Source organism: Micromonospora sp. NPDC005194, assembly GCF_040608335.1.
GTDB lineage: Bacteria > Actinomycetota > Actinomycetes > Mycobacteriales > Micromonosporaceae > Micromonospora.
Genome location: NZ_JBEXIA010000001.1, coordinates 1 through 24,972, shown reverse-complemented (window position 1 = coordinate 24,972; position 24,972 = coordinate 1). Strand labels below are relative to the sequence as shown.

At 72.6% G+C, this 24,972-nt stretch carries 22 protein-coding genes; 12 read left to right on the top strand and 10 right to left on the bottom strand.

What is annotated here, in order from left to right:
- The first annotated feature begins 48 nt into the window (after positions 1-48).
- On the top strand, positions 49-1,974 hold the full coding sequence (locus ABZU53_RS00110; RefSeq protein WP_355063207.1) for an ABC transporter ATP-binding protein: 1,926 nt from the start codon (positions 49-51) through the stop codon (positions 1,972-1,974).
- Between the two features lie 57 nt (positions 1,975-2,031).
- Here ABZU53_RS00110 and thrS read toward each other — a convergent pair whose 3' ends face one another.
- Entirely contained in the window at positions 2,032-3,249 is a 1,218-nt protein-coding gene (thrS, locus tag ABZU53_RS00105) for a threonine--tRNA ligase (protein ID WP_355062899.1), read from the bottom strand.
- A gap of 518 nt (positions 3,250-3,767) precedes the next feature.
- On the opposite strand from thrS, the gene ABZU53_RS00100 reads away from it, so the two are divergent.
- The 4 genes from ABZU53_RS00100 (at position 3,768) to ABZU53_RS00085 (ending at position 5,891) form a co-directional block, all read left to right on the top strand.
- On the top strand, positions 3,768-4,382 hold the full coding sequence (locus ABZU53_RS00100) for a DedA family protein (RefSeq protein ID WP_355062897.1): 615 nt from the start codon (positions 3,768-3,770) through the stop codon (positions 4,380-4,382).
- 45 nt (positions 4,383-4,427) lie between these two features.
- A complete protein-coding gene (locus ABZU53_RS00095) occupies positions 4,428-4,796 on the top strand; it encodes a type II toxin-antitoxin system RelE/ParE family toxin (RefSeq protein ID WP_354854000.1) in 369 nt (122 codons plus the stop codon).
- Positions 4,793-5,125, top strand: a complete 333-nt coding sequence (locus ABZU53_RS00090; protein ID WP_354853998.1) for a helix-turn-helix transcriptional regulator — start codon at positions 4,793-4,795, stop codon at positions 5,123-5,125. Before ABZU53_RS00095 ends, ABZU53_RS00090 begins: the two co-directional genes overlap by 4 nt.
- A gap of 154 nt (positions 5,126-5,279) precedes the next feature.
- A complete protein-coding gene (locus ABZU53_RS00085) occupies positions 5,280-5,891 on the top strand; it encodes a DUF998 domain-containing protein (RefSeq protein ID WP_355062896.1) in 612 nt (203 codons plus the stop codon).
- Here ABZU53_RS00085 and ABZU53_RS00080 read toward each other — a convergent pair.
- A complete protein-coding gene (locus tag ABZU53_RS00080) occupies positions 5,869-7,272 on the bottom strand; it encodes an NAD(P)H-quinone dehydrogenase (protein ID WP_354853992.1) in 1,404 nt (467 codons plus the stop codon). The genes ABZU53_RS00085 and ABZU53_RS00080 overlap by 23 nt on opposite strands.
- 106 nt (positions 7,273-7,378) lie before the next feature.
- Here ABZU53_RS00080 and ABZU53_RS00075 point away from each other — a divergent pair, with 106 nt between their 5' ends.
- Entirely contained in the window at positions 7,379-7,834 is a 456-nt protein-coding gene (locus ABZU53_RS00075) for a gamma-glutamylcyclotransferase (RefSeq protein WP_354853990.1), read from the top strand.
- Between the two features lie 72 nt (positions 7,835-7,906).
- On the opposite strand, the gene ABZU53_RS00070 is transcribed toward ABZU53_RS00075, so the two are convergent.
- The 4 genes from ABZU53_RS00070 to ABZU53_RS00055 form a co-directional block, all read right to left on the bottom strand.
- Positions 7,907-8,863 carry a GNAT family N-acetyltransferase gene (locus ABZU53_RS00070; protein ID WP_355062894.1) on the bottom strand — a complete coding sequence of 319 codons (957 nt, stop codon included), beginning with the start codon at positions 8,861-8,863 and terminating at the stop codon, positions 7,907-7,909.
- A gap of 58 nt (positions 8,864-8,921) precedes the next feature.
- Entirely contained in the window at positions 8,922-9,659 is a 738-nt protein-coding gene (locus ABZU53_RS00065) for a hypothetical protein (protein WP_355062892.1), read from the bottom strand.
- 98 nt (positions 9,660-9,757) lie between these two features.
- Positions 9,758-10,735 (bottom strand): hypothetical protein, encoded by a 978-nt coding sequence (locus ABZU53_RS00060; RefSeq protein WP_354853981.1) that lies wholly within the window; start codon positions 10,733-10,735, stop codon positions 9,758-9,760.
- A gap of 3 nt (positions 10,736-10,738) precedes the next feature.
- Complete coding sequence (locus ABZU53_RS00055; RefSeq protein WP_355062890.1) at positions 10,739-11,371, bottom strand: MBL fold metallo-hydrolase; 633 nt, start codon at positions 11,369-11,371, stop codon at positions 10,739-10,741.
- A gap of 93 nt (positions 11,372-11,464) precedes the next feature.
- On the opposite strand from ABZU53_RS00055, the gene ABZU53_RS00050 reads away from it, so the two are divergent.
- On the top strand, positions 11,465-12,433 hold the full coding sequence (locus ABZU53_RS00050) for a DUF4349 domain-containing protein (RefSeq protein ID WP_355063205.1): 969 nt from the start codon (positions 11,465-11,467) through the stop codon (positions 12,431-12,433).
- On the opposite strand, the gene ABZU53_RS00045 is transcribed toward ABZU53_RS00050, so the two are convergent.
- Both ABZU53_RS00045 and ABZU53_RS00040 read right to left on the bottom strand, forming a co-directional pair.
- The gene (locus ABZU53_RS00045) at positions 12,390-13,649 is read right to left on the bottom strand and encodes an amidohydrolase (protein WP_354853975.1); all 1,260 of its coding nucleotides are present in this window, start codon (positions 13,647-13,649) and stop codon (positions 12,390-12,392) included. The two genes, ABZU53_RS00050 and ABZU53_RS00045, sit on opposite strands and share 44 nt — an antisense overlap.
- 458 nt (positions 13,650-14,107) lie before the next feature.
- The gene (locus ABZU53_RS00040; RefSeq protein WP_354853972.1) at positions 14,108-15,691 is read right to left on the bottom strand and encodes a methylmalonyl-CoA mutase family protein; all 1,584 of its coding nucleotides are present in this window, start codon (positions 15,689-15,691) and stop codon (positions 14,108-14,110) included.
- Between the two features lie 206 nt (positions 15,692-15,897).
- On the opposite strand from ABZU53_RS00040, the gene ABZU53_RS00035 reads away from it, so the two are divergent.
- Together ABZU53_RS00035 and ABZU53_RS00030 are read left to right on the top strand one after the other, a co-directional pair.
- The gene (locus tag ABZU53_RS00035; protein ID WP_354853969.1) at positions 15,898-17,964 is read left to right on the top strand and encodes a serine/threonine-protein kinase; all 2,067 of its coding nucleotides are present in this window, start codon (positions 15,898-15,900) and stop codon (positions 17,962-17,964) included.
- A 47-nt stretch (positions 17,965-18,011) separates the two neighbouring features.
- Positions 18,012-19,685: a phospho-sugar mutase gene (locus ABZU53_RS00030; RefSeq protein ID WP_355062888.1), complete on the top strand. Its 1,674-nt coding sequence runs from the start codon at positions 18,012-18,014 to the stop codon at positions 19,683-19,685.
- A 184-nt stretch (positions 19,686-19,869) separates the two neighbouring features.
- Here ABZU53_RS00030 and ABZU53_RS00025 read toward each other — a convergent pair whose 3' ends face one another.
- On the bottom strand, positions 19,870-20,547 hold the full coding sequence (locus ABZU53_RS00025) for a GPP34 family phosphoprotein (protein ID WP_354853964.1): 678 nt from the start codon (positions 20,545-20,547) through the stop codon (positions 19,870-19,872).
- A gap of 74 nt (positions 20,548-20,621) precedes the next feature.
- A complete protein-coding gene (upp, locus tag ABZU53_RS00020; protein ID WP_354853962.1) occupies positions 20,622-21,254 on the bottom strand; it encodes a uracil phosphoribosyltransferase in 633 nt (210 codons plus the stop codon).
- 123 nt (positions 21,255-21,377) lie between these two features.
- Between upp and deoC the strand changes: the two genes are divergently transcribed.
- Genes deoC through ABZU53_RS00005 form a run of 3 tightly spaced genes read left to right on the top strand, consistent with a single transcriptional unit; the run spans position 21,378 to position 24,585 of the window.
- Positions 21,378-22,337 (top strand): deoxyribose-phosphate aldolase, encoded by a 960-nt coding sequence (deoC, locus tag ABZU53_RS00015; RefSeq protein WP_354853959.1) that lies wholly within the window; start codon positions 21,378-21,380, stop codon positions 22,335-22,337.
- A 6-nt stretch (positions 22,338-22,343) separates the two neighbouring features.
- A complete protein-coding gene (locus ABZU53_RS00010) occupies positions 22,344-23,774 on the top strand; it encodes an aldehyde dehydrogenase family protein (RefSeq protein WP_354853956.1) in 1,431 nt (476 codons plus the stop codon).
- Entirely contained in the window at positions 23,767-24,585 is an 819-nt protein-coding gene (locus ABZU53_RS00005; RefSeq protein WP_354853953.1) for an aldehyde dehydrogenase family protein, read from the top strand. Before ABZU53_RS00010 ends, ABZU53_RS00005 begins: the two co-directional genes overlap by 8 nt.
- Positions 24,586-24,972 lie beyond the last annotated feature (387 nt).

Here is a 24,972-nt window from a genome sequence, read left to right as displayed (position 1 = left end):
CTGCCGGCCGGCCGGCCGGCTGGCGGCCCGCCCTGGATGAGCGCGGGGATGCCCGCCGAGAAGTCGATGAACTTCGGGCCGTCGGCCCGACGGCTGCTCGGTCGGCTGCGCCCGCACCGCCTGCACCTGACCGCGATCATCACCCTCGCCGTGGTGAGCGTCGGGTTCAGCGTGGCCGGCCCGAAGATCCTCGGCCACGCCACCGACCTGATCTTCAGTGGGGTGATCGGTCGGCGACTGGCCCCGGGCACGACCACCGAACAGGCCGTCGCGGCGGCGCGGGCCAGCGGCAACGAGAGCTTCGCCGACATGCTGGCCCGGATGGACGTGGTGCCCGGAGTGGGCATCGACTTCGGCGCCCTGGGCCGGGTGCTGCTGTTGGCGCTCGGGCTCTATTTGGCGGCGAGCGTGCTGTCGTGGTGGCAGGGCTGGCTGCTCAACGGGGTGGTGCAGCGCACCGTGCTGCGGCTGCGCGCCGAGGTGGAGGAGAAGCTCAACCGGCTGCCGCTGCCCTACTTCGACCGGCAGCCCCGCGGTGAGCTGCTCAGCCGGGTCACCAACGACATCGACAACATCTCGACGAGCCTCCAGCAGACCTTGAGCCAGCTGCTCACCTCGCTGCTGACCGTCATCGGCGTGCTGGCCGTGATGTTCTGGATCTCCCCGCTGCTGGCCCTGGTGGCTCTGGTCGCCGTCCCGCTGTCGGTGCTGGTCACCCAGCGCATCGCCAAGCGCTCGCAGAAGCAGTTCATCGCCCAGTGGAAGCACACCGGCGAGCTGAACGGCCAGATCGAGGAGGCGTACACCGGTCACGAGCTGGTGAAGGTCTTCGGCCGGCAGCGCGAGGTGGAGGCCGCGTTCCACGCGAAGAACGAGGAGCTGTTCCGGGCCAGCTTCGGCGCCCAGTTCATCTCCGGGATCATCATGCCGTCGATGATGTTCATCGGGAACCTGAGCTACGTGGCCATCGCCGTGGTCGGCGGACTGCGGGTGGCCTCCGGGACGATGAGCCTGGGCGACGTGCAGGCGTTCATCCAGTACTCCCGCCAGTTCACCCAACCGCTGACCCAGCTCGCCTCGATGGCGAACCTGCTCCAGTCCGGGGTGGCGTCGGCCGAGCGGGTCTTCGCGGTGCTCGACGCCGACGAGCAGAGCCCCGACCCGGCCCAGCCGACCCAGGTCGTCGACCCGCACGGCCGGGTCGAGTTCGAGCACGTCTCCTTCCGGTACACGCCGGACAAGCCGCTGATCGACGACCTGTCGCTGGTCGCCGAGCCCGGGCACACGGTGGCCATCGTCGGCCCGACCGGCGCCGGCAAGACCACCCTGGTCAACCTGATCATGCGGTTCTACGAGCTGGACGCCGGCCGGATCACCCTCGACGGGGTGGACATCACCACGATGCGCCGCGACGACCTGCGCGGACGGATCGGCATGGTGCTGCAGGACACCTGGCTCTTCGGCGGCACCATCCGCGACAACATCGCGTACGGCCGGCCGGACGCGACCGAGGAGGAGATCATCGCCGCGGCCCGGGCCACCTTCGTGGACCGGTTCGTGCGCAGCCTTCCGGACGGCTACGACACGGTCATCGACGAGGAGGGCAGCAATGTCAGCGCCGGCGAGAAGCAGCTCATCACCATCGCCCGGGCGTTCCTCGCCGAGCCGTCCCTGCTGATCCTGGACGAGGCGACCAGCTCGGTGGACACCCGCACCGAGGTGCTGCTCCAGCGGGCGATGGCGGCGCTGCGCTCGGACCGGACCAGCTTCGTCATCGCGCACCGGCTCTCCACCATCCGCGACGCCGACCTGATCCTGATGATGGAGAACGGCCGCATCGTCGAGCAGGGCACCCACGAGCAGTTGCTCGCCGCCCACGGCGCGTACCACCGGCTCTACCGCTCGCAGTTCACCGGCGCCGCGGTCGACGAGGAACCAGCCGCGCCCGCCGGGGCCCAGCCGGCGTCGGTCTGAGGGCGGACCGCCGTGCGCGCCACACGATCGACGGTCCACCTCAGCCCGGTGGGCGGCTCAGTCCGCCGGGAGCAGGTCGGCGGCGCGGGCGGCGACCTGCCGGCCGATCAGGGCGAGCACGGCGGCGGCGGGCATCGGGGCCAGGGCGCGGCCGTCGCGCAGGCGCAGTGCGAGCGCGCCGTCGGCCGCCTCCCGGGCACCCAGCACCCCGAGGTACGGGACGCGGCGGCGGGTCGCGTCCCGTACCCGGGCGCCCAGCGAGCCGGCGGTGTCGACCTCGACCCGCAGGCCGGCCTCGACGGCCCGCCGGGCCAGTTCCGCCGCCGCGTCGGCCTGCCCGTCGTCCACCGGCAGCAACACCAACTGGACGGGCGCGTACCAGGCCGGGAACGCGCCCTCGTGCACCTCGATGAGGTACGCGAACAGCCGCTCCATGCTGCCGACCAGGCTGCGGTGCAGCAGGACCGGCCGACGCCTGCTGCCGTCGGAATCGGTGTACGACAGGTCGAACTTCTCCGGTTTGTCGAAGTCCACCTGGATGGTGGAGATGGTCGACTCGCGGCCGGCCGCGTCGACGATCTGAATGTCGATCTTCGGGCCGTAGAAGGCGGCCTCCCCGGGGGCCTCGACGTACTCCACCCCGGCCAACGCGCCGCGGAGCAGGTCCTGGGCGCGGGCCCACTGGGCGTCGTCGCCGACGTACTTCCCGCCCGGCCCGCGCAGCGACAGCCGGAACCCCGCCGGGCGGACGCCGAGCGCGGCGTGCGCGGCGCGCATCAGCCGGAGGATCTCGACGACCTCCGCGCCGACCTGGTCCGGGGCGCAGAAGGTGTGCGCGTCGTTGAGCGAGATGGCACGTACCCGGGACAGCCCGCCGAGCACGCCGGAGCGCTCCGAGCGGTACATCCCGCCCAGCTCCGCGATCCGCAGCGGCAACTCCCGGTAGGAGCGGCCCCGGGAGCGGAACACCAGCGCGTGGTGCGGGCAGAGCGCCGGGCGGAGCACGAACTCGTCGTCGGCGCTCAGCCGCATCGGCGGGAACATGTCGTCGGCGAAGTAGCCCAGGTGGCCGGAGAGTTCGAAGAGTTCGCGCTTGCCCAGCGGCGGCGAGTAGACGTGCTGGTGGCCGGAGCGACGCTCCAGGTCCCGGACGTACTCCTCGACGGCGTGCCGGGCGGCGGCGCCGGCCGGCAGCCAGATGGGCAGGCCGGCGCCGGCCAGCGGATCGGAGACGAACAGCTCCAGCTCACGGCCGAGCTTGCGGTGGTCGATCATGTCGGGCTCCTGGATCGGGGACGACCCGGAGGCGACCTGGACACCGAACGCCGCGCGGCCCTCGGGGGCGGATCGCCCCGGGGCCTGGTCGACGGTGGTTACGTCAGAGCGGCACGCCGGGGACACCCGGCGTCGTCGTCATCACTACCGCGCTGCGCATATGGCGACGCTATCGCTCGGGCGGTCGAGGACGCACCCGGATTTGCGGCGGTGGGAGAGGGGACGGGCCGCCGGCGCGGGACCCGCCGGCGGCCCTGGGCGACCCGAATCGTCAGGAACGGGGGACCCGACGTGCTGGGCCGCGCCGCCCACGGTACGCCGAGGGACGCCGATCCGCCGACCGCCTCGGGCCGCCGTGGGACAGCCGCCGAGCCGTCACCCGAGGGCGGTTCGCCTCGTTGGAACGGGGTGGCCCCGTGGTGTCGACGGTCACGACGGGACGGGGCTGTCCACGGTGACGCCGGACACGCCGTCAGGCTCGAGACACCCAATCGGCCGCATCCGGCGAGGTGGCAGGCGTGCCCGAACTACTGACTGACGTCGCGTCGCCGACGTGGGCGTACCTGGTGCTGCTCGGCCTGCTGATCGCGGACGCCTTCGTGCCGGTGATCCCCACCCAGATCGTCATGATCACCAGCGGCGCGCTGACCGTGTACGGCGGCCTCAGCCTGCCGGTCACCATCGCCGTCGGCGCGCTGGGCGTGTTCGCCGGAGACCTCGCCTGCTACCTGCTCGGCCGTGGCGCACCGGACCGGCGGGTGCCCCGGCACGCCGAACCCAGCCGGGCCCGCCGGATGGCGAGCCGGGTCACGCAGGGATTACGCCAACCCGGCCCGCTGGTCATCCTGCTCTGCCGGTTCGTGCCCGGTGGGCGCATGGCGGCTTGCTTCTCGGCCGGCCGCAGCCGGTATCCGTACCGGCTGTTCGCGCTCTACGAGGCGATCGCCGCGCTGGGCTGGGCCACCTACGGGGCGCTGGTCGGGCACCTGGGCGGCACCGCGCTGACCGAGTCGGCCTGGCGGCTGGCCATCATCGCCACCGCCGCGGCGGCCGGCTTCGCCGCAGCCGGATGGGCGATGACCCTGGTCAGCGCCCGCCACGCCCGCACCGCCGCCGAAGTCCCGCTCGACTGAGTGTCGCGAGACTGGTCGAGTATAAGCTGGACTTATATTGACGCCATGTGGGAGGTCAAACTTCATCCCGAGGTCGAGAAGTGGTTTCTCCACCTCTGCGAGACGGAACCTGCCAGCGCCGACCTCGTCAGCGAGGCCATCGACCTCCTCGCCGAACACGGCCCCGCTCTTGGACGCCCCCTGGTCGACCGCCTCAAAGGCAGCATCTTCCACCACATGAAGGAGTTGAGACCAGGCTCGGCCGGTTCCACCGAGATCCGCATGATCTTCGCTTTTGATCCGATTCGGGAAGCAGTCTTCCTGGTCGCTGGCGACAAGTCAGGCCAGTGGCAGAGTTGGTACAAGGCGGCGGTCCCGTTGGCGGATGACCGATTCCAGGAGCACCTCTCGAGGCTGAAGGACACACAGAGATGACCGACGGAGTGGACTGGCGGGACGTCCGGGCCAGGGCTCGAGAACTTGATCCGTCCTGGGAACATCCGGACCGGGTCGCCCGCCGGGCTCAGCACCGTGAACATATGTTGGCACTGGTGAGCGGCGCGCAACTGGCGGAGATCCGCAAGCACCTGGGGATGACCCAGGCTCAACTGGCCGAGGCCGCAGGGTTGACCCAGGCCAGGATCAGCCAGATCGAGAACGGCGAGCACACCAGCCTGGACACCCTTCGTGCATACGTCACTGGCCTGGGCGGCCACCTCGACGTCGTCGCCCGGATCGGGAATATCCAACTGAACGTCGCCTAGGTCCGATCCACCGAGGCCGGCCCGCAGTGGTAGCGCGAGACGCTCGGCGGGTAGATCTTGGACAGGCCGCGGGGGCCTCTAGGGGTGGGGTTTGGGGGCCAAGTCAGTGACGGTCCCGGATCTGGCTGGGGTGTTCGCGGCGACAGGCTGAGGCATGCCTGGAACCCGGAACACCGGTGTGGTGGCCCTCAGCGGGATCGCCGTGGCGGCGCTGCTCACCGTCATCGGTCACCTCGAAGTCAACGACGACCTCAACCCGTGGGCGTTGACCATCAGCGACTTCGCGGTCTCCGACCGGGGCGGCGTCATCGACGTCGCCATGGTCGTGCTGGCGCTCGCCACCGTGGCAGTGATGTACGGGCTGCGCCGCACCGGCCCGCCGCCCGGTCGAGCGGTCGAGCTGCTACTCGGCGCCTGGGTGGCGGGGCTGCTGCTGGCCGCCGTGGTGCCGACGAACGAGCCGGGCACCGCCATGACCACCGCCGCCTACCTCCACCGGTACGCGTCGGTGGTCGCCTTCCTGGCGCTGCCGGTCGGCGGCTGGCTGCTGGCCCGCCGGCCCGACCTGGACGCCGCCGCCCGGACGCTGCGCGCCCTGACCCTGCTCAGCCTGACCCTGGCGGCGGCGATGGTCTGGTCCGCCTACCCCGGTGACCGCGTGCTGGTCGGCCTGGCCGAACGCCTGCTCATCGTCACCGAGGTCGCCGTCCTCGGCACCGTCGCCGTGATCCAGACCCGGCGAATCACTCCAGCTCGTGGAGCATGAGCTGGCGGGCTGCCTCGGTGATCGAGCCGGACAGGCTCGGGTAGATGGTGATCGTCTGCGCCAACTCGTTGACCGTCAGGTTGTTCTCCACGGCCATGGTGATCGGCAGGATCAGCTCGCTGGCCTTCGGGGCGACCACCACGCCGCCCACCACCTGGCCGCTCGCCGGCCGGCAGAACAGCTTCACGAAGCCGTCGGAGAGGTCGTCCATCTTGGCCCGCGCGTTGCCGGACAGCGGCAGCATCACCTGCCGGGCCGGCACCTTGCCCGCGTCCACCTCGTCCTGAGAGACGCCCACGGTGGCCAGCTCCGGGTCGGTGAAGACGTTCGCCGCGACGGTCCGCAACCGCAGCGGACGGACGGCCTCGCCGAGGGCGTGCCACATCGCGATCCGGCCCTGCATGGCGGCCACGCTCGCCAGCAGCAGCACGCCGGTGCAGTCACCCGCCGCGTAGATGCCGGGCACGTTCGTCCGGGAGACCCGGTCGACCGTGACGTAGCCGCCCCGGCCCAGCTCCACGCCGTACTCGGCCAGGCCCAGGTTCGCGGTGTTGGGGATCGAGCCGACCGCGATCAGCGCGTGCGAGCCGGTGACCTTGCGACCGTCGGACAGCTCCACCTCCACCCCGTCGGCGGTACGCCGGACCGCGTCGGCGCGGGAGTTGTTGAGGATGTTCATGCCCCGGTTGCGGAACACCCGCTCGATGGCCGACGCCGCGTCGGCGTCCTCGTGCGGCATCACCCGGTCCCGGCTGGAGACCAGGGTGACCTCGACCCCCATCGCCAGGTACGCGCTGGCGAACTCGGCGCCGGTCACGCCGGAGCCGACCACGATCAGGTGCTCGGGCAGCTCCGGCAGGTCGTACACCTGACGCCAGGTCAGGATGCGCTCGCCGTCGGGCACGGCGGTGGGCAACTGGCGGGGTGTCGAGCCGGTGGCCACCAGCACGGTGGACGCGGCGATCGAGTACTCCTCGCCGCCGTCGGCGGGGGTGACGACGACCCGGTGGGTGTGCCCGAGGGCATCCTCGCCCAGTCGGGCGGTGCCGGCCACGAAGGTGACCCCGGCCTTGAGCAGCTTGGCGTGGATGTCGGCGGACTGCGCCAGCGCCAGACGCTTGACCCGGTCGTGTACGGCCTGCGCGTCGACGGTGACCGCCTCCAGGCCGTCCGAGTGCACCCCGAACTCCTCGGTGTCCCGGTAACCGGTGACCACCTGAGAGCTGGCGATGAACGTCTTCGACGGTACGCAGTCGGAGAGCACGCAGGCCCCGCCCGCGCCGTCGGCCTCGACCACGGTGACATCGGCGTCCAGTTGGGCGGCGACCAACGCCGCCTCGTACCCGGCCGGCCCACCGCCGATGATCACGATCCGGCTCACAGCGTTCGCCCTTCGTTGATGCTCACAGTGACTTTCTTTTCCCGAACGCGTCCGACACGCACGGTCGTATTCTCCCCCACCGGCCCGCCGGGCTATCGTCATCGCCGTGCGTCATCACGCCGCCTACGGCTCAAACCTCGACCCGGCCCGGATGCGGGCCTACTGCCCGCACTCGCCCATGGTGGGCACCGGCTGGCTGGAGGGGTGGCGGCTGACCTTCGCCGGAGCGGACGTGATCGGCTGGGAGGGCGCGGTGAGCACCGTCGTCGAGTCCCCCGGCGACCGGGTGTTCGTGGCGATCTACGACATCCACCCGTACGACGCCGCCCAGCTCGACGAGATCGAGGGGGTGACCGCCGGCACGTACCGCAAGCTGCACGTGCGGATCTCGACCCTCGACGGCGACGTGACCGCGTGGGTCTACGTGTTCGACGGGTACGAGGGCGGATTGCCGACCTCCTGGTACCTGTCCGAGATCGCGAACGCCGCCGAGAAGGCGGGTGCGCCGGACGACTACGTCACCGAGCTGCGGTCCCGTCCCACCGCCACCGCGTCCCCGTAGCGCGTATCCCACGCCCCCAGTCTGCAACCGTCGCCGACCCGAGTGCCCGTCGGGCCCGGCCGGCGTCGTCAATCACACACCGGCGGCGGGGACGACCCGTTCGTACATGTCGGTCCACAGGGTTTCCCGCAGGCCCACCGACTCGTACAGCGACAGCGGGGTGGTCGGGTTGGTGAGGTCCACCCCCAGACCGGCCGACTCCCGCCCCTTCTGGGCGTAGCGGGCGAACGCGCGGCGCAACAGCGCCGCACCCACACCCCGCCGACGGTACGCGGGCAGCACCGACAAACTCTTCACCCAGCCCTGCTGCTGGTCGAGCGCCTGGTCGGAGGACTGCAACGCGCCGGCGAGCACCCCGTCGACCTCGGCGACGAACCACTCGTCCCAGGCGGTCACGTCACCGATCCGGGCCCGCCACCGCTCGTACGACAGCGGCTCGTGATCCGGGGTGTCGCCGAACGCGACGTCGTGGATCCGGTGGAACTCCCGCAGCTCGGCCTCGTCGTCTGGGCGGACCGGCCGCACCGTGACCCCGGGCGGCGACGGCTCGGTCGGCAGGTCGGCCAGCGGGCGGCGCATCCGGACGTACCGCTTGGCCACGGTGAACCCGGCGGCGCGCAGATCCCGGGCCCAGTCGCGTTCCGGGGCGAACACCGCGCACCGGACGGTGAGCGCCGGCAGTCGCCGCTCGGCGGCGCGCTCGGCGACCCGGTCGAGCTGCCGGGCCAGCAGTGGCGCGCGGAGGGTGGCGGCCCGCTCCGGGTCGACGTAGACCTCCACGAACTCCCGGCCGACCCCGGTCGGGTTTTCCACCGTCGCCCAGGCGACCACGGTGCCGTCCGGGTCGAGCGCCAGCCAGGAGTCCCGGGTCGGGTCGAAGTGGGGGGCCGTCAGCGACTGCTCGACGTCCTCGGCGTCGAAGTCGGGGTGGCCGATGGCGAAGGTGTCGGCCGCGTGCACCACCGCGAGGATCGCCGGCACGTCGTCGAGGGTGGGGCGGCGTGTGGTCCAGCCAGCGGGAAGAGTCACGGCAGAAGATCCTGGCAGCTGCCGGCCGACGACGCCGCCCATTTTCGCCCCGGGACGCTCAGCCGGCGAGGCCGGCGCGGGTGCGGTGCAGCAGCTCCACCAGCTCGGCGCCGTCGGCGGGGCCGAGCGCCGCGAACGCCGGTGCGGCCAGCCGGTTGGTCACCGCCTCCGCCCAGAGCCGCCGACGCACCAACGGCCCGACCGGCGGGTACGGCGGCGGCCAACCGCACGCCACCGCGCCGGCCTCCCCCTCCGGCCCGGCCAGCACCGCCTCCAGCGGGGTCATGCCGGCGGCGCGCACCGCCAGCAGGTAGGCGCCGGTGAAGTGTTCCCGCAGCAGTCGCAGCCCGGCGGCGCTGCGGGCGCCCGGGGAGAGATCCGGCAGCGGCATGGCCCGCCACGCGGCGAAGAGCGGCATGCCGCTGGCGTCCGCCGCGGCCACCGCCCGCTCGACGAGGCCGGCCAGGCGCTCGGCCTCCGGCAGCACCGCCAGCTGCTGCGTCCCCCACCGGCAGCACTCGACGAAACTCGCGGCGGCCACCTCGGCCGGCCTCAGGACCCGCGCGGCGGCGTCCCAGCCGTCGGCGACGGCGTCCGGTGCGACGAAGCCGATGGCCGCGGCGGCCGTCTCCGCCCGTACGTCACCGAGTGCGCCGGCCCGACCGGTGATGTAGAAGGCCCAGCCGGAGATGCCGAGCTGCCGGGCCCGGCGCAGCGTGCTCGGGCACCTGCTGAACCCGTCACCGAGATCGAGGATGACGGGTTTGCTGGCGGCGGCGATCTGCTCCGGCGTCATCGAGGCGCCGCCTGCGGGGGTCGCGGCACGGCGGCGGCGCTCCGGTCGGGGACGGCCGGCCCCGGACGGCCCGCCCGCTCGTCGTCGTCCATCGATGGTCAGTCTGCCGCGCCACCGCCCGCGTCCGCATCCCCCTCTTCGGCCGCCAGTGCCTCGACGGCGGCCTCGACCTCGCCCGAGCGCCGCCGGGCCACCGTCACCGCCCGCTCGGCCGCCCGCCGGACCAGCTTGGCCCGGCTGAGGTCCTGCTCGGCGACCGCCCGCCGTCGCTCCAGCTCGGCCAGCTCGGTCTCGATCCCGTCGAGTACGGCGGCGCCGTCGCGCTCCTGCCCGGTCGCCTCGGTCAACTCGTCCTCGGCCCGCTGCTGGTCGGCCCGGGCGCGGTCCAACTCGCGGTCCAGTGCCCGGCGGCGTCGGGCTCGCTCGGCCCGAGCCGCCCGCTGCGCCGCACGCTCGGCCTGCGCGGCCCGCTCCCCGGCCCGGTCGGGGGCCGGCTCGCGACCCTCGCGCTGGGCGCCCGGCCGGCGGGCAGGGCGCTGGGCCTCCGGCTCCTCCTCGTCGCCGGTGACCAGCCGCAGCTGCGGTCGGGGCACCTCACCGAAGCCGGCGTAGCTGGCCGAGCGGAGCAGGCGCCCGGTCCGGACCTGCTCGGCGACCTCGGCGTCGGAGAGCGCCGCGTTCAGGGTCGCCTCCACCTCGGCCAGTGGGAGTCGGCCGGCCGGAGGGGCCTCCGGCTCCGCCGCGGCGAGCTTGCGGACCTCGGCGACCAGGGCCCCGACCACCGCCCGGCGTTGGGCGGACAGCTCCCGCAGTCGGGGCCCGCGCAGCTCCCGCTGGGCGGCTCGCAGGGCGTCGGCGAGGTGGACCAGGTCGGCGACCAGCTCGGGGCGTCGGATGGCGAGCAGGTTCACCAGCCAGGCGGCGACCGTGGGGCGACGCAGCCGGGCCAGCTCCCGGGCGGTGGTCGGGTCGCCGGCCCGGCGAGCCTCGGCCACCGCGGCGTCCCGGGCGGCCACGAACCGGTCCGGTGGAGTGCGGTAGAGCTGCTGCACCAGCTCCGCGGAGGGGCCCGGCATCGGTCAGACGTCCACCCGGCTACCGGGCTCCAGGCGCTGGTAGTCGGTGCCGGACAGCGCGGCGTACTGCCGGTCGAGCACGGCCAGCCCGTTGTCGTTGAGCAACGCGTCGTGCAGCGCGTACGCGCGCCGCGGCGCGACCGCGCGGATGAAGTCGACCACCTCGGAGAACTTCGACCAGGGGGCGTGGATCGGCGCGAACAGCGTGTCGACGGGCGTCTCGTCGGGCACCACCAGGGAGTCTCCGGGGTGGTAGACCACGTCATTGATCAGGTAGCCGAGGTTGTCCACCACCGGGATGTCGGGGTGGATCACGGCGTGCCGCCCGCCGTACGCGCGGATGGCGACCCCGGCGGCGGTGAACGACTCACCGGGGCTGACCGGGCGCAACGCCTCGGCCGCGTCGCCCAGGGCCTCGGCGAGCGAGGCGGGGCCGTGGATCGCGAACGGCTGCCGGTCCAGTTGCAGGCGCAGCGCGGCGAGGTCGAGGTGGTCGGGGTGTTGGTGGGTGATCAGCACCGCGTCCACACCGTCCAACGCCGTCGCGGGGTCGCTGAACACCCCGGGGTCGACGACGAGCACTCCCCCGTCGTGTTCCACCCGGAGGCAGGAGTGGGCGTACTTGGTGAGCCGCATCGTGACTCCTCGGCTGTCGAATCGTGATGTCCTCAGCGCAGTCTGCCGGAACCAGCCGGCGGGCGCGTCGCGTCCGAGCTATCGCCACTGAAGCTGACGACGATGGGAGCGGGGATGGACGGACGAGAAGGACGACGCCGCGGCGCACTACTGGCGGCGGTCACACTTGCGGCGGCGCTGGCCCTGGCGGGATGCGGCGCCGGCGACAGCGGCTCGGCGGACTCGGCGGGTTCGGCGGCCGAGGCGCCCGCCGCGGCGGGCGGGGCGGCCGACAAGGACAGCGGCGCGGACGCGGCGGGGGCGGCCGGCGCCGGCGCCGGTGCTCCGGACCTGCGGGTCGACCAGCGGGCGATCATCTACACCGGATCGATGCGGGTGCAGGTCGCCAATGTGGACGACGCTGCCCGTGAGGTCAGCGCCGTGGTCACCCGGGCCGGTGGTTTCATCGGCGGCGACCAGCGGCGCAGCGCCGAGGCCGACGCCGTGGCGGAGTTGCAGCTGCGAGTTCCGGCGGCGAAGTTCGCCGGGGTCGTGGAGGAGGTCGCGAAGCTCGGCCGGCAGCAGAGCCGGGAGATCAACACCCAGGACGTCACCGAGGAGACCGTCGACCTGGAGGCCCGGATCATCACTCAGCGGGCGCGCGTGGACAGCGCACGGCGGCTGCTCGCCCGCGCCAACTCGATCGCCGACCTGGTGTCGTTGGAGAACGAGTTGGGTCGCCGGGAGGCGGACCTGGCCTCGCTGGAGGCCAAGAAGCGGCGGCTGGCCGACCTGACCGCGTTGTCCACGATCACGGTGTCACTGGCCGGGCCGGCGGCGAAGACCAGCGAGGAGAAGGCCGAGACCGGCTTCCTGGTCGGGCTCAAGGGGGGCTGGGAGGCGTTCGTCTCCTCGATGACGATCCTGCTCACCGTCCTGGGCGCGCTGCTGCCGTGGCTGGTGGCGTTCGGCGTACCGCTGGCGGTCCTGCTGCTGGTGCTGAGCCGGCGACGGAAGACGCCAGCGCTCGTCGCTGGAGTCAGCGCGCCGCCGCCAGTGCCCGCAGCGCGGTCTGCACCATGACGCGTACGCCGGCCGGGATGGCCCGCTCGTCCACGTCGAAGGACGCGCGGTGCAGGTCGACGTTGGGCCCGGTACGGCCCACACCGAGGCGGGCGAGAGCGCCGGGGACGTACTCCAGATACCAGGAGAAGTCCTCGCCGCCCATGCTCTGGGGTGTCTCGGCGATCCCCTCCGGCCCGAGCGCGGCGCCGGTGGCGGCGGTCAGCACCTGGATCGCCCGGGAGTCGTTGCTCACCGGCGGCCGGCCGCGCAGGTACTCCAGGTCGACGGTGGCGCCGGTCGGGGCGATCACGTCCCGCACCACCTGAGCCACGATCTTGGGAGCCTGCTCCCAGGTGTCGCGGTCCATGACGCGCAGCGTGCCCGAGGCGGACGCCTCGGAGGGGATGACGTTGTAACGGGTGCCGGCCGAGGCGTGGCCGAACACCAGCAGCAGCCCGCTGTTGGCCGGCACCCGGCGGCTGACCAGGGCCGGCACCTCGGTGATCAGCCGGCCGAGGGCGTCGACCAGGTCGACGGTCAGGTGCGGGCGCGCGGTGTGCCCACCCGGCCCGGAGAGCCGGACGGTGACGTTGTCGGCGGCCGCCGTGATCGGGCCGACCCGCAGGCCGACCTGGCCCACCGGCAGGTTCGGGTCGCAGTGCAGCGCGAAGATCTGCACGACGTCGTCCAGGCCGCCGGCCTCGATGACCTCCAGCGAACCGCAGGGCAGGATCTCCTCGGCCGGCTGGAAGATGAGCCGGACCCGGCCGTCCAGCTCGCCGAGATCGGCGAGCTGGGCCAGCAGCATGCCGACGCCGAGCAGGATCGAGGTGTGCACGTCGTGGCCGCAGGCGTGGCAGACGCCCTCGACGGTGGAGCGGTACGGCACGTCCTTGGGGTCGTCGAGTGGCAGGGCGTCGATGTCGGCGCGCAGCGCGATGATCGGGCCGTCGGGACGGCCGTTGACGTCGCAGATCACGCCGTTGCCCTTGGGCAGCAGCCGAGGGTGCAGGCCGGCCAGGGAGAGCTCCCGGGCGATGAGGGCCGCCGTCTCGAACTCCGTGCCGGACAACTCGGGGTGCGAGTGGAGGTGACGGCGCGTGGCGATGAGCCCCGGTACCCGAAGGGCGAGGAGATGGTCCAGGTCGCGGGGCAGGGGCTGGGACCCGGGCGGAGTCTCCGGCCAGGACGACGCCAGCTGGCCGCCCGTGGGCAGCGTCAACGCACTCGTCACGTCGAATTCTCGATCACTAGAGATGGATGGATCATCGGGGACAGCAGACAGCCTAGACCTCCGGCGGTGACGCTGCGCAACCTCGTTACGGTGATGATCGGACCGCGTAGCGTCACGTATGCCCTGCTGAGGGCGCACGTCAAGGTGCGGGATCGCAGGTAGATCGCGTTCGAACGCCGTCATCTGCCCCCTCACCTCCTACAACGCGTAACCAGACCGGGCGGCCACGAATCGCGCTACGGCCCCTGGACCCGCTCTGCGAATTGTCGCATTAGTCGGGGTGATGAACTGACACTCCGACAATAAGACGACCACGCTCCGCAACGGGCCGGACAAGGACGCTCACATACGTCCGCCCATCCCGACCGCACACCGTGTGCGTTGCGGCACGCATGCCGTCGGCGTACCCCCAAAGCCGGGCGGACACACCCGGGGGCGTTCCGGTCAGAACCGGTCGGTCAGAACCGGTCGGTGGGCCGGTACAGCCCCCACACCTCGCGCAGCGTCCCGCAGACCTCGCCCACCGTGGCCCGGGCCCGCAGCGCCTCCTTCATCGGGTACAGCACGTTGTCCGAGCCCTCGGCGGCGGCCCGCAGCTCGGCGAGGGCACGCGTCACCGCGTCGGCGTCCCGCTCGGCGCGCAGCCGGGCCAACTTCTCGGCCTGCGCGGCCTCGATCGTCGGGTCGACCCGCAGCGGCTCGTACGGCTCCTCCTCGTCGATCGTGAACCGGTTGAGCCCCACCACCACCCGCTCGCTGGAGTCGATCTCCTGGGCGATCCGGTACGCGGACTGCTCGATCTCCCGCTTCTGGAACCCGGCCTCGATCGCGTCGACGGCCGAGCCGTGGTCGGCCACCCGCTCCATCAGCTCCACGGCGGCGGCCTCGAGCTCGGCGGTCATCGCCTCCACCACGTACGAGCCGGCGAACGGGTCGACGGTGGCGGTCAGGTCCGTCTCGTACGCCAGCACCTGCTGGGTGCGCAGCGCGAGCCGGGCGGCCTTCTCGGTGGGCAGCGCGATCGCCTCGTCGAAGCTGTTGGTGTGCAGCGACTGGGTGCCGCCGAGCACCGCGGCCAGGCCCTGCACCGCGACGCGGACCAGGTTCACCTCCGGCTGCTGGGCGGTGAGCTGCACACCGGCGGTCTGGGTGTGGAAGCGCAGCATCATCGACTTCGGATCCTTGGCGCCGAAGTCGTCACGCATCAGCCGGGCCCAGATCCGCCGGGCGGCGCGGAACTTCGCCACCTCCTCCAGCAGCGTCGTACGGGCCACGAAGAAGAACGACAGCCGGGGCGCGAAGTCGTCCACCGCGAGCCCGGCGGCCAGCGCGGCCCGGACGTACTCCATGCCGTTGGCCAGCGTGAACGCGATCTCCTGCGCGGGCGTCGCGCCGGCCTCGGCCATGTGGTAGCCGGAGATGGAGATCGTGTTCCACTTCGGCACCTCCTTGCGGCAGTACGCGAAGGTGTCGGCCACCAGGCGCAGCGACGGCTTCGGCGGGAAGATGTACGTCCCGCGGGCGATGTACTCCTTGAGGATGTCGTTCTGAATGGTGCCGTTGAGCGCCGAGCCCGGCACCCCGTTCTCCTCGGCGACGATTTGGTAGAGCAGCAGCAGCACCGAGCCGGGAGCGTTGATCGTCATCGAGGTGGACACCTTGTCCAGTGGGATGTCGGCGAAGAGCAGCCGCATGTCCTCGATGGAGTCGATGGCCACCCCGACCTTGCCGACCTCGCCGTGCGCGATCGGGTCGTCGGAGTCGTACCCCATCTGGGTCGGCAGGTCGAAGGCGACCGAGAGACCCATGGTGCCGGCCCGCAACAACTGGTGGTAACGAGCGTTGGACTCGGTGGCGGTGCCGAAGCCGGCGTACTGGCGCATGGTCCACGGGCGGGAGGTGTACATCGTGGGGTAGACCCCTCGGGTGTACGGGAACTCGCCCGGGCCGCCCAGCCGGGAGTCCAGGTCCTCCGGAAGGTCGGCCGCCGTGTAGACGCCCTTGATCGGGAAACCGGACTCGCTTGACCGCCGTTCGCTCATCCCCGGATGGTAGGACGCGCCGGCTCATGGTCGGGTGAGGGATACCGCACAGTGCGTCCCGACACCTCGACGGGAGGTGAACGGTTGGGCACGATCTGTGGACTTCGGTAAACGTCCGCCGCGTCGGCTTTCGCATCGGGCGTCGGAACCAGCAAGATAGGGGGGTTGTGTCCCAGCCCCCCTCGATTTCCCCCGGTGGCTTTTCTGTGACTCAGATCCCGACGTGGAGCGGCGGACAGGTAAGTCCCGCCAGCGGACGAGCAGCGCCCGGCACCACCATCGGTGGCCGGTACTCGCTGCGGTCCGCGGTGGGCAACGGCGGCATGGGCACGGTGTGGCGTGCCACAGACACCCTGCTGCGCCGCGACGTGGCGGTGAAGGAGGTCGTCCTTCCCCCGGGCCTGGCGCCCAGCGACCGCGACGCCATGTACGAGCGGACGCTGCGCGAGGCCCGCGCCGCCGCCGCCATCCAGCACCCCGCCGTGGTGCAGGTGTACGACGTGGTCACCGAGGCCGGTCGGCCCTGGATCGTCATGGAGCTGCTGGACGCCCGCAGCCTCGCCGACATGGTCATCGAGGACGGTCCGGTCGCGCCCCGCGCGGTCGCCAAGATCGGCATCGCGCTGCTCGGCGCGCTGGAGGTCGCGCACGCCATCGGCGTGCTGCACCGCGACGTCAAGCCGGCCAACGTGCTGATCTGCTCCGACGGGCGCTGCGTGCTGACCGACTTCGGTGTCGCCCGGATGCCCACCGACGTGCAGCTCACCACCCCCGGCATGGTGCTCGGCTCACCGCACTTCATCTCGCCCGAGCGGGCCATGGGCCAGGAGTTCGGCCCGCCGAGCGACCTCTTCTCGCTGGGTGTGACGCTCTACACGGCCGTCGAGGGGCGTCCGCCGTTCGACAAGGGCGACCCGATCGAGACCATGCACGCCGTCGTCGAGGACCCGCCGGCCCCGCCGCAGCGCAGCGGCGCCCTGACCCGGGTGCTGATGGGTCTGCTGGAGAAGGACCCGGCCCGCCGACTGGACGTGCACACCTCCCGGGCCATGCTCCGCGAACTGCTCGCCGGCCCGCTGGGCAGCACCGCCACCGCCGTGCACTCGGTCACCGACCCGTACGCCGTGGTGCCCGTGCAGCAGCGCCCGGCCCCCGTCCACCAGCCGGCCCAGCCGGAGCCGAAGCCGGAGGACCAGATCGGCGGCCGGGCCATGCTGGCCCCGGGCGAGTCGCTGACCAACCGACTGGCCGCGCTGCGCCGGGGCGAACGTCCGCAACCGGCAAGCGCAGCCGCCACCGCTGCCGCCGCGCTGGACGAGACCAGCGCCGACGCGCTCGCCGGTCCGCTGCACACGCCGACCGGCGCGATGCCCACCGCCGGCCGTCCCGCCGCCGGGCGCACCTATGGCGGCAGCGCGGACGCCACCCAGCGGGTGGATGCCGGCGCCCACCCCGATGCCACCCAGCGGGTCACCTACGGCAACCGGCCCGACGCGACACAGCCGGTCGGCTACGGCGCGCCCGAGGCCACCCAGCGCATCGGCGGCAGCACCTACGGCGGCGGCAACCAGTGGTCGGTGCCGGGCACCGGCCAGCCCTGGACGACGCCGTCCACCGCTTCCGGCGGCGGCGCCCTGGACAAGGTCCGCGCCACCGGGGGCCAGCTCGTCACCACAGTGAAGGGCTGGCCGCGCAAGGTGCAGCTCGCCGCGGCCGGCGGCCTGGCCGTGGTACTGCTGATCAGCATCGTGGCGCTCTCCAGCGGCGACGACCCCGCCCCGAGCGCCCCGCAGGCGCAGCCCACCCCGTCCGCGCCCGCAGCCTCGGGCGTCGAGATGCAGGAGCACACGGCCCGCGGCATCCAGGTCATGGTGCCCAAGGGCTGGAAGAAGGCCACCGGCGGCTCGTACACCGACTACATCGACCCGGAGGACAGCGGCCGCAAGGTGCGCATCATCACCGAGAAGTGGTCCAGCAGCTCCACCCGGTGGGCCGAGACGGCCGAGAACGGCCTGAAGACCCGGAGCACCTCCTGCGTGAAGCCGTACGCGCAGGTCGCGTCGACGGAGACCAAGCTGGCCGACAAGCCGGCCGCCGAATTCGAGTACACCTGCGGCACGGGCGACGCCATGCGGCACGGCATCTGGCGCGGCGTGGCGCAGGACGGCAAGGCGTACTCGTTCTACCTCACCGCGAACGACGCCAAGTTCGCCGAGAGCAAGCCGATCTTCGACGAGATGGTGCGCACGTTCCAGCTCACCGGCGACGGCTGAGCCGAGGGAACCGACAGCGGTGATCCGCCGCCGTGCTATCAAGGGGCATGGCGGCGGACACCACTGACATCAACGACATTCGCGAGCAAGCCCGACGTTGGCTGGCCGACGACCCCGACCCCGCCAGCCGGGACGAGCTGACGGCGGTGCTCGACCGGCTGCCGGCGAGCGCACCGGAGCTGGCCGACCGGTTCGCCGGTCCCCTGACCTTCGGCACCGCCGGCCTGCGCGGCCCGCTGCGCGCCGGCCCGAACGGCATGAACCTCGCCGTGGTCACCCAGGCCGCCGCCGGGCTGGTCGGCTGGCTCGCCGCCCAGGGCGGCACCGGCCCCCTGGTAATCGGGTACGACGCCCGGCACGGCTCCCGCCAGTTCGCCGAGCGCACCGCCCAGGTGGCCACCGGCGCCGGCCGACCGGCGCTGCTGCTGCCCCGCCCGCTGCCCACCCCGGTGCTGGCGTACGCGGTGCGCCAGCTCGGCGCGGTCGCCGGTGTCATGGTCACGGCCAGCCACAACCCGCCACAGGACAACGGCTACAAGGTCTACCTCGGTGCGGAGCTGGGCGGTGAGCTGGGCGCCGGGGCGCAGATCGTGCCGCCGGCCGACGCCGGCATCGAGGCCGCGATCCGGGCGGTCGGTCCGCTGACCCAGGTGCCGCTGGGCCGGCCCGGCGAGGTGCTCGGGGACGACCTCGTCGCCGCGTACGTCGAGCGGGCCACCGCCGTGATCGACCCGGACGGGCCGCGGGACCTGTCGGTGGCGTACACCCCGCTGCACGGGGTGGGTGCGGCGGTGCTCACGGCGGCGTTCGTCCGGGCCGGTTTCCCGATCCCCGGCGTGGTGCCCGACCAGGCCGAGCCGGACCCGGAGTTCCCCACCGTGTCGTTCCCCAACCCGGAGGAGCCGGGGGCGGTGGACCGGCTGATCGCGCTGGCCGACGCCACCGGCGCGGACCTCGCCATCGCCAACGACCCGGACGCGGACCGCTGCGCGGTGGTCGTCCGGGAAGGCGAAGACGGGCAGGGCTGGCGGATGCTGCGCGGCGACGAGGTGGGCGTGCTGCTCGCCGACCACCTGATGCGACGCGGAGTGACCGGGCTCTACGCCACCACCATCGTCTCGTCGTCCCTGCTGCGGGCGATGTGCGCGGCCCGGGGCCTGCCCTACGACGAGACGCTCACCGGGTTCAAGTGGATCGTCCGGGCCGGCGGCGGGAGCGCGCCGCTGGTCTTCGGCTACGAGGAGGCCCTCGGCTACTGCGTCGCCCCGGAGCACGTCCGGGACAAGGACGGCATCACCGCCGCGCTGACCGTGGCCGAGTTGGCCGCCGGCCTCAAGGCGCAGGGTCGTACGCTGACCGACCGGCTGGACGAGCTGGCCGCCGAGTTCGGCGTGCACCACACCGACCAGCTCTCCGCACGGGTGGACGACCTGCGGGAGATCGCCGACGCGATGGCCCGGATCCGGGCGGCCACCCCGACCACGCTGCTGGGACAGCCGGTCGACAGCGTCCGGGACCTGCTGCCCGAGGCGGACGTGGTGATCCTTCGCACCGCACGGGCCCGGGTGGTGATCCGGCCCTCCGGCACCGAGCCGAAGCTCAAGGCGTACCTCGAGGTGGTGGAGCCGGTCGTGGACGGTGACGTCCCCACCGCCCGCCGCCGGGCGGCGCAGGCAGTGGCCGCCGTGCGCGGCGAGATCGCCACAGCTCTGGGGCTCTGACCGACGGGCCACGCCGGGGCCGACCACCCGGCCGCCCGCCCCCTGCCTGTTTCCTTTGCTCTGCTTCAACCCACGCTACGAAAACCGGCCCGGACTGTTGCCTCCGGTGAAGCAGAGCAAAGGACACGCAGCAGGAGGGCCAGGCCGACGCCCGGTCGCACCTCGGGGAACCTCCGCTCGCGGGTCAGCGGCGCGGGCCGAGGGCCTGGTCGACGGCGATGCCCAACGCGGCGACGACCAGGCCCACCGACGGGCGGACCACCGAGTCGTCGATGCTGACGTCACCGGAGAAGCCGGCGCCGGTGGCGATCTCCTGAAGCCGGCGGCGGGCGTCGGCGACGTCCTCGCCGCTCATGCCCAGCGCGGACTCCATCCGCAGCACCACGACCAGGGTGGCCAGCGCGGCGGTCCGCTCGTCCGGGGCCGCCGCGCCGGTCAGCGCCTCGGTCAGCCGCTGGCGGGTGTCCGCCTCGACGGAGGTGTCCACCACCGGATACCGGTGTACGTGGATGAAGCCCAACTCGGTCTCGTCGACGTCCTGCACGACGCCCTGGGCGCACAGGTCACCGAGGATGCGGTCGCGCAGGCCGTGCCGCAGGCGCTGCACCCACGAGGCCGGGGTGTGCGGGGTGTCGGCGGCGATCCGGCCGAGCACCTCGTCGGTGACCGGCTCGCCGGTGGGCGTCGGGTCGACGACGGTCAGGTTCCCGTCGGCGTACGCGATCCGGCCGGCCAGTGCCAGCTCGACCAGCACCGCGGCCGCCATGCCCAGGTCCAGGCTGATCCGCGGCATGGTCGCCTTGCCGGTCGAGTCGTCGTAGGCGAGGAGCAGCAGCTCCTCGGCGAGCGCAACACCAGTCATGGCCCGAGACGGTAGCGGGTCCGCGCACCACCGCGCGCGGACCCGCCGTTACCCGGCACGGACCGGGTGGAAGATCAGAACCGGGGCATGCCGCCGAACTGGCGGTCACCGGCGTCACCGAGCCCGGGAACGATGAACATGCGGTCGTTGAGGCCCTCGTCGATCGCGGCGGTCACCAGCCGCAACGGCAGGCCGGAGCGCTCCAGCCGCTCGATGCCGACCGGCGCGGCGAGCACGCAGAGCACGGTGATGTCGGTGCAGCCCCGATCGGCCAGCAGCCGGCAGCAGTGCTCCAGCGAGCCGCCGGTGGCCAGCATCGGGTCGAGCACCAGCACCGGCAGGCCGGTCAGGTCGCGCGGCAGGGACTCCATGTAGGCGCGCGGCTCGTAGGTCTCCTCGTCGCGGGCCAGGCCGACGAAGCCCATCGAGGACTCGGGCAGCAGGCCGAGCGCGGCGTCCGCCATGCCCAGGCCGGCCCGCAGCACCGGCACCAGCAGCGGCGGGTTCGCCAGCCGGGTGCCCTCGGTGGCGGTGACCGGCGTCTGCACCGGGTACCGCTCGACGGGGAAGGTGCGCGCCGCCTCGTACACCAGCATGGTGGTCAGTTCGTGCAGCGCCGCCCGGAACGTCGAGGAATCGGTGCGCGCGTCCCGCATGGCGGTCAACCTGGACTGGGCCAGCGGGTGGTCAATGACGTGTACGTCCACGATCGCTCAACCTACCGGGCCGTTCGGCGTGCTGGTGCGGGTGCGGTCGTACCGGCGACGCCGCTCACGTCGGGCCCACCGTGACCAAGATCACTCAGCGGTTCCGTGCGTAGACTTCTCGGCATGACGGCGACAACGACGTCGGCCCGGTCGGACCTCTCCGAGCTGGGACGATCCGAGACCGCTCTGCGGACCTTCCTGCACGGCCTGCCCGGCGTGGACCAGGTCGGCGCGGAGCAGCGGGCGGCACAGCTCGGCACCCGATCCATCAAGACCACCGCCAAGGCCCAGGCGATCGACCTGGCGATCCGGATGGTCGACCTGACCACCCTGGAGGGGGCGGACACCCCCGGCAAGGTGCGCGCGCTGGCCGCGAAGGCGCTGCGCCCGGACCCGGCCGACCCGTCCTGCCCGCACGTCGGCGCCGTCTGCGTCTACCCCGCGATGGTCCCGTACGTGGCCGAGGTGCTGCGCGGGTCGGGCGTGCACCTGGCCAGCGTGGCGACCGCGTTCCCGTCGGGTCAGGCGCCGCTGGAGATCAAGCTGGCCGACACCCGGGCCGCCGTCGCGGCCGGCGCCGACGAGATCGACATGGTGATCAACCGGGGCGCGTTCCTGGCCGGGCGCTACAAGGAGGTCTACGACGAGATCGTCGCCACCAAGGAGGCGTCCGGGGACGCCCACCTCAAGGTGATCCTGGAGACCGGCGAGCTGGCCACCTACGACAACGTGCGCCGGGCCTCCTGGCTGGCCATGCTGGCCGGCGGCGACTTCATCAAGACCTCCACCGGCAAGGTCCCCGTCGCGGCGACGCTGCCGGTGACGCTGGTGATGCTGGAGGCGGTTCGCGACTTCCGCGCGGCGACCGGGCGGCAGGTCGGCGTGAAGCCGGCCGGTGGCATCAAGACCACCAAGGACGCCATCAAGTACCTGGTGATGGTCAACGAGACCGTCGGCGCGGACTGGCTCGACCCGGACTGGTTCCGCTTCGGCGCGTCCAGCCTGCTCAACGACCTGCTCATGCAGCGCACCAAGCTGACGACCGGGGTCTACTCCGGTCCCGACTACTTCACCCTGGACTGATAGCCGATGTTCGAATATGCCCCCGCCCCCGAGTCCCGCTCGGTGGTGGACCTCAAGCCCTCGTACGGGCTGTTCATCGACGGTAAGTTCGTCGACCCGACCGACGGCGGCAGCTTCAAGTCGATCAACCCCGCCTCCGAGGAGGTGCTGGCCGAGATCGCCGAGGCCGGCGCCCAGGACGTGGAGCGCGCGGTCCGCGCCGCCCGTCAGGCGTACGACAAGGTCTGGGGTCCGATGCCGGGCCGCGACCGGGCGAAGTACCTGTACCGGATCGCGCGGCTCATCCAGGAACGCTCCCGCGAGCTGGCCGTCCTGGAGTCGCTGGACAACGGCAAGCCGATCCGCGAATCCCGCGATGTCGACCTGCCGCTGGTCGCCGCGCACTTCTTCTACTACGCCGGCTGGGCCGACAAGCTGGGCCATGCCGGCTTCGGGCCCGACCCGCAGCCGATCGGCGTGGCCGCGCAGGTCATCCCGTGGAACTTCCCGCTGCTCATGCTCGCGTGGAAGATCGCCCCGGCGCTCGCCGCGGGCAACACGGTGGTGCTGAAGCCCGCCGAGACCACCCCGCTGACCGCGCTGCTGTTCGCCGAGATCTGCCAGCAGGCCGACCTGCCGGCCGGCGTGGTCAACATCGTCACCGGCGCCGGCGACACCGGCCGCGCCCTGGTCGAGCACCCCGGCGTGGACAAGGTCGCCTTCACCGGCTCCACCGAGGTCGGCCGGGCCATCGCCCGGTCCGTCGCCGGCACCCGCAAGAAGCTCACCCTGGAGCTGGGCGGCAAGGCCGCCAACATCGTCTTCGACGACGCGCCGATCGACCAGGCCGTCGAGGGCATCGTCAACGGCATCTTCTTCAACCAGGGGCACGTCTGCTGCGCCGGCTCCCGCCTGCTCGTCCAGGAGAACGTGGCCGACCTTGTGCTGGAGTCGCTGAAGCGGCGGATGGCTCAGCTCCGCGTCGGCGACCCGCTGGACAAGAACACCGACGTCGGCGCGATCAACTCCGCCGCCCAGTTGGAGCGGATCCGCGAGCTGTCCGACGCCGGCTCCGCCGAGGGCGCCGAGCGCTGGTCACCGCCGTGTGACCTGCCCGACCGGGGCTTCTGGTTCGCGCCCACCATCTTCACCGGCGTCACCCAGGCCCACCGCATCGCCCGCGAGGAGATCTTCGGCCCAGTGCTGTCGGTGCTCACCTTCCGCACGCCGGCCGAGGCCGTCGAGAAGGCCAACAACACTCCGTACGGGCTGTCGGCGGGCATCTGGACCGACAAGGGCTCGCGCATCCTGTGGATGGCCGACCGGCTGCGCGCCGGCGTCGTCTGGGCCAACACGTTCAACAAGTTCGACCCCACCTCGCCGTTCGGCGGTTACAAGGAGTCGGGCTACGGTCGCGAGGGCGGCCGGCACGGGCTGGAGGGGTACCTGAATGTCTGAGCGGGTCGCGGTACGCAAGACGTACAAGCTCTTCATCGGCGGGAAGTTCCCGCGCAGCGAGTCGGGACGGTCGTATCTCGTGCAGTCCTCGAATGTGTCACTGGCCTCCCGCAAGGACGCCCGGGACGCGGTGGTCGCCGCCCGCGCCGCCGTCAAGGGCTGGGCCGGCGCGACCGCGTACAACCGGGGTCAGATCCTCTACCGGGCCGCCGAGATGCTGGAGGGCCGCCGCGAGCAGTTCGTCGCCCTGGGCATCCCCGGCGACGAGGTGGACGCCGCGGTGGACCGCTGGGTCTGGTACGCCGGCTGGGCCGACAAGCTCGCCCAGGTGTACGGCGGCGCCAACCCGGTCGCCGGCCCGTACTTCAACATCTCCGCGCCGGAGCCGACCGGCGTGGTCGCCGTGGTCGCCCCGGAGCGCCCGGCGCTGCTCGGCCTGGTCAGCGTGATCGCCCCGGCGATCGTCACCGGCAACACCGTGGTGGTGGCGGCCTCGCCGTCGGAGCCGCTGGCGGCGGTGACGCTGGCCGAGGTGCTGGCGACCTCCGACCTGCCCGGCGGGGTGGTCAACATCCTCACCGGCGCGATCACCGAGACCGCGCCGGCGCTGGCGGCGCACATGGACGTCAACGCGATCGACCTGACCGGGGTGACCGACGCGTCGCTCGCCACCGAGCTGGAGGTCAAGGCCGCGGAGAACCTCAAGCGGGTGCTCCGACCGGCCGAGGCGGACTGGTCCGCCGATCCGGGCGTGACCCGGATGACTGCGCTGCTGGAGACCAAGACGGTGTGGCACCCCAAGGGGGTGTGATCGTCTGTCCTCGGCCTTTGGGTTTCCGGGAGAGCCCGCGCGCTCGGGGTGGGTTTTCCGGGGGAGCCCGCCCACTCCGGGCGGTCAGGCTTGATCCCTGCGTGGGCGGGCTCCCCCGGAAAACCTGACTCGGGCCGGGTTCGTCGGGTGGGTCAGCTTGCGGGTTCTGCCCGACGTTGAGTCGCCGGTCAGCGGGGCGATCGGCGCGGCCAGCGGGGCCGGCGGCGCGATCGGCGGGGCAGGCGTCGCGACCGGCGCGATCGGGCACGGCCGGCGGCGCCGATCGGGCGCGGCCGGCGGGGCGATCGGCGCTATCTGGCGGGGCAGGCGGGGAGATAGGAGCGAGCGGGCGGGGGCGGCGGGGCGGCGGGGAGCGGCGCAACGGCC

Excerpts from the sequence above, each read along its gene's own strand:
- ABZU53_RS00110 (WP_355063207.1), top strand. The coding sequence starts at position 49 with ATGCCCGCCGAGAAGTCGATGAACTTCGGGCCGTCGGCCCGACGGCTG.
- thrS (WP_355062899.1), bottom strand. The coding sequence starts at position 3,249 with ATGATCGACCACCGCAAGCTCGGCCGTGAGCTGGAGCTGTTCGTCTCC.
- ABZU53_RS00095 (WP_354854000.1), top strand. The coding sequence starts at position 4,428 with ATGTGGGAGGTCAAACTTCATCCCGAGGTCGAGAAGTGGTTTCTCCAC.
- ABZU53_RS00090 (WP_354853998.1), top strand. The coding sequence starts at position 4,793 with ATGACCGACGGAGTGGACTGGCGGGACGTCCGGGCCAGGGCTCGAGAA.
- ABZU53_RS00085 (WP_355062896.1), top strand. The coding sequence starts at position 5,280 with ATGCCTGGAACCCGGAACACCGGTGTGGTGGCCCTCAGCGGGATCGCC.
- ABZU53_RS00065 (WP_355062892.1), bottom strand. The coding sequence starts at position 9,659 with ATGACGCCGGAGCAGATCGCCGCCGCCAGCAAACCCGTCATCCTCGAT.
- ABZU53_RS00060 (WP_354853981.1), bottom strand. The coding sequence starts at position 10,735 with ATGCCGGGCCCCTCCGCGGAGCTGGTGCAGCAGCTCTACCGCACTCCA.
- ABZU53_RS00055 (WP_355062890.1), bottom strand. The coding sequence starts at position 11,371 with ATGCGGCTCACCAAGTACGCCCACTCCTGCCTCCGGGTGGAACACGAC.
- ABZU53_RS00040 (WP_354853972.1), bottom strand. The coding sequence starts at position 15,691 with ATGAGCGAACGGCGGTCAAGCGAGTCCGGTTTCCCGATCAAGGGCGTC.
- ABZU53_RS00030 (WP_355062888.1), top strand. The coding sequence starts at position 18,012 with ATGGCGGCGGACACCACTGACATCAACGACATTCGCGAGCAAGCCCGA.
- ABZU53_RS00025 (WP_354853964.1), bottom strand. The coding sequence starts at position 20,547 with ATGACTGGTGTTGCGCTCGCCGAGGAGCTGCTGCTCCTCGCCTACGAC.
- deoC (WP_354853959.1), top strand. The coding sequence starts at position 21,378 with ATGACGGCGACAACGACGTCGGCCCGGTCGGACCTCTCCGAGCTGGGA.
- ABZU53_RS00010 (WP_354853956.1), top strand. The coding sequence starts at position 22,344 with ATGTTCGAATATGCCCCCGCCCCCGAGTCCCGCTCGGTGGTGGACCTC.
- ABZU53_RS00005 (WP_354853953.1), top strand. The coding sequence starts at position 23,767 with ATGTCTGAGCGGGTCGCGGTACGCAAGACGTACAAGCTCTTCATCGGC.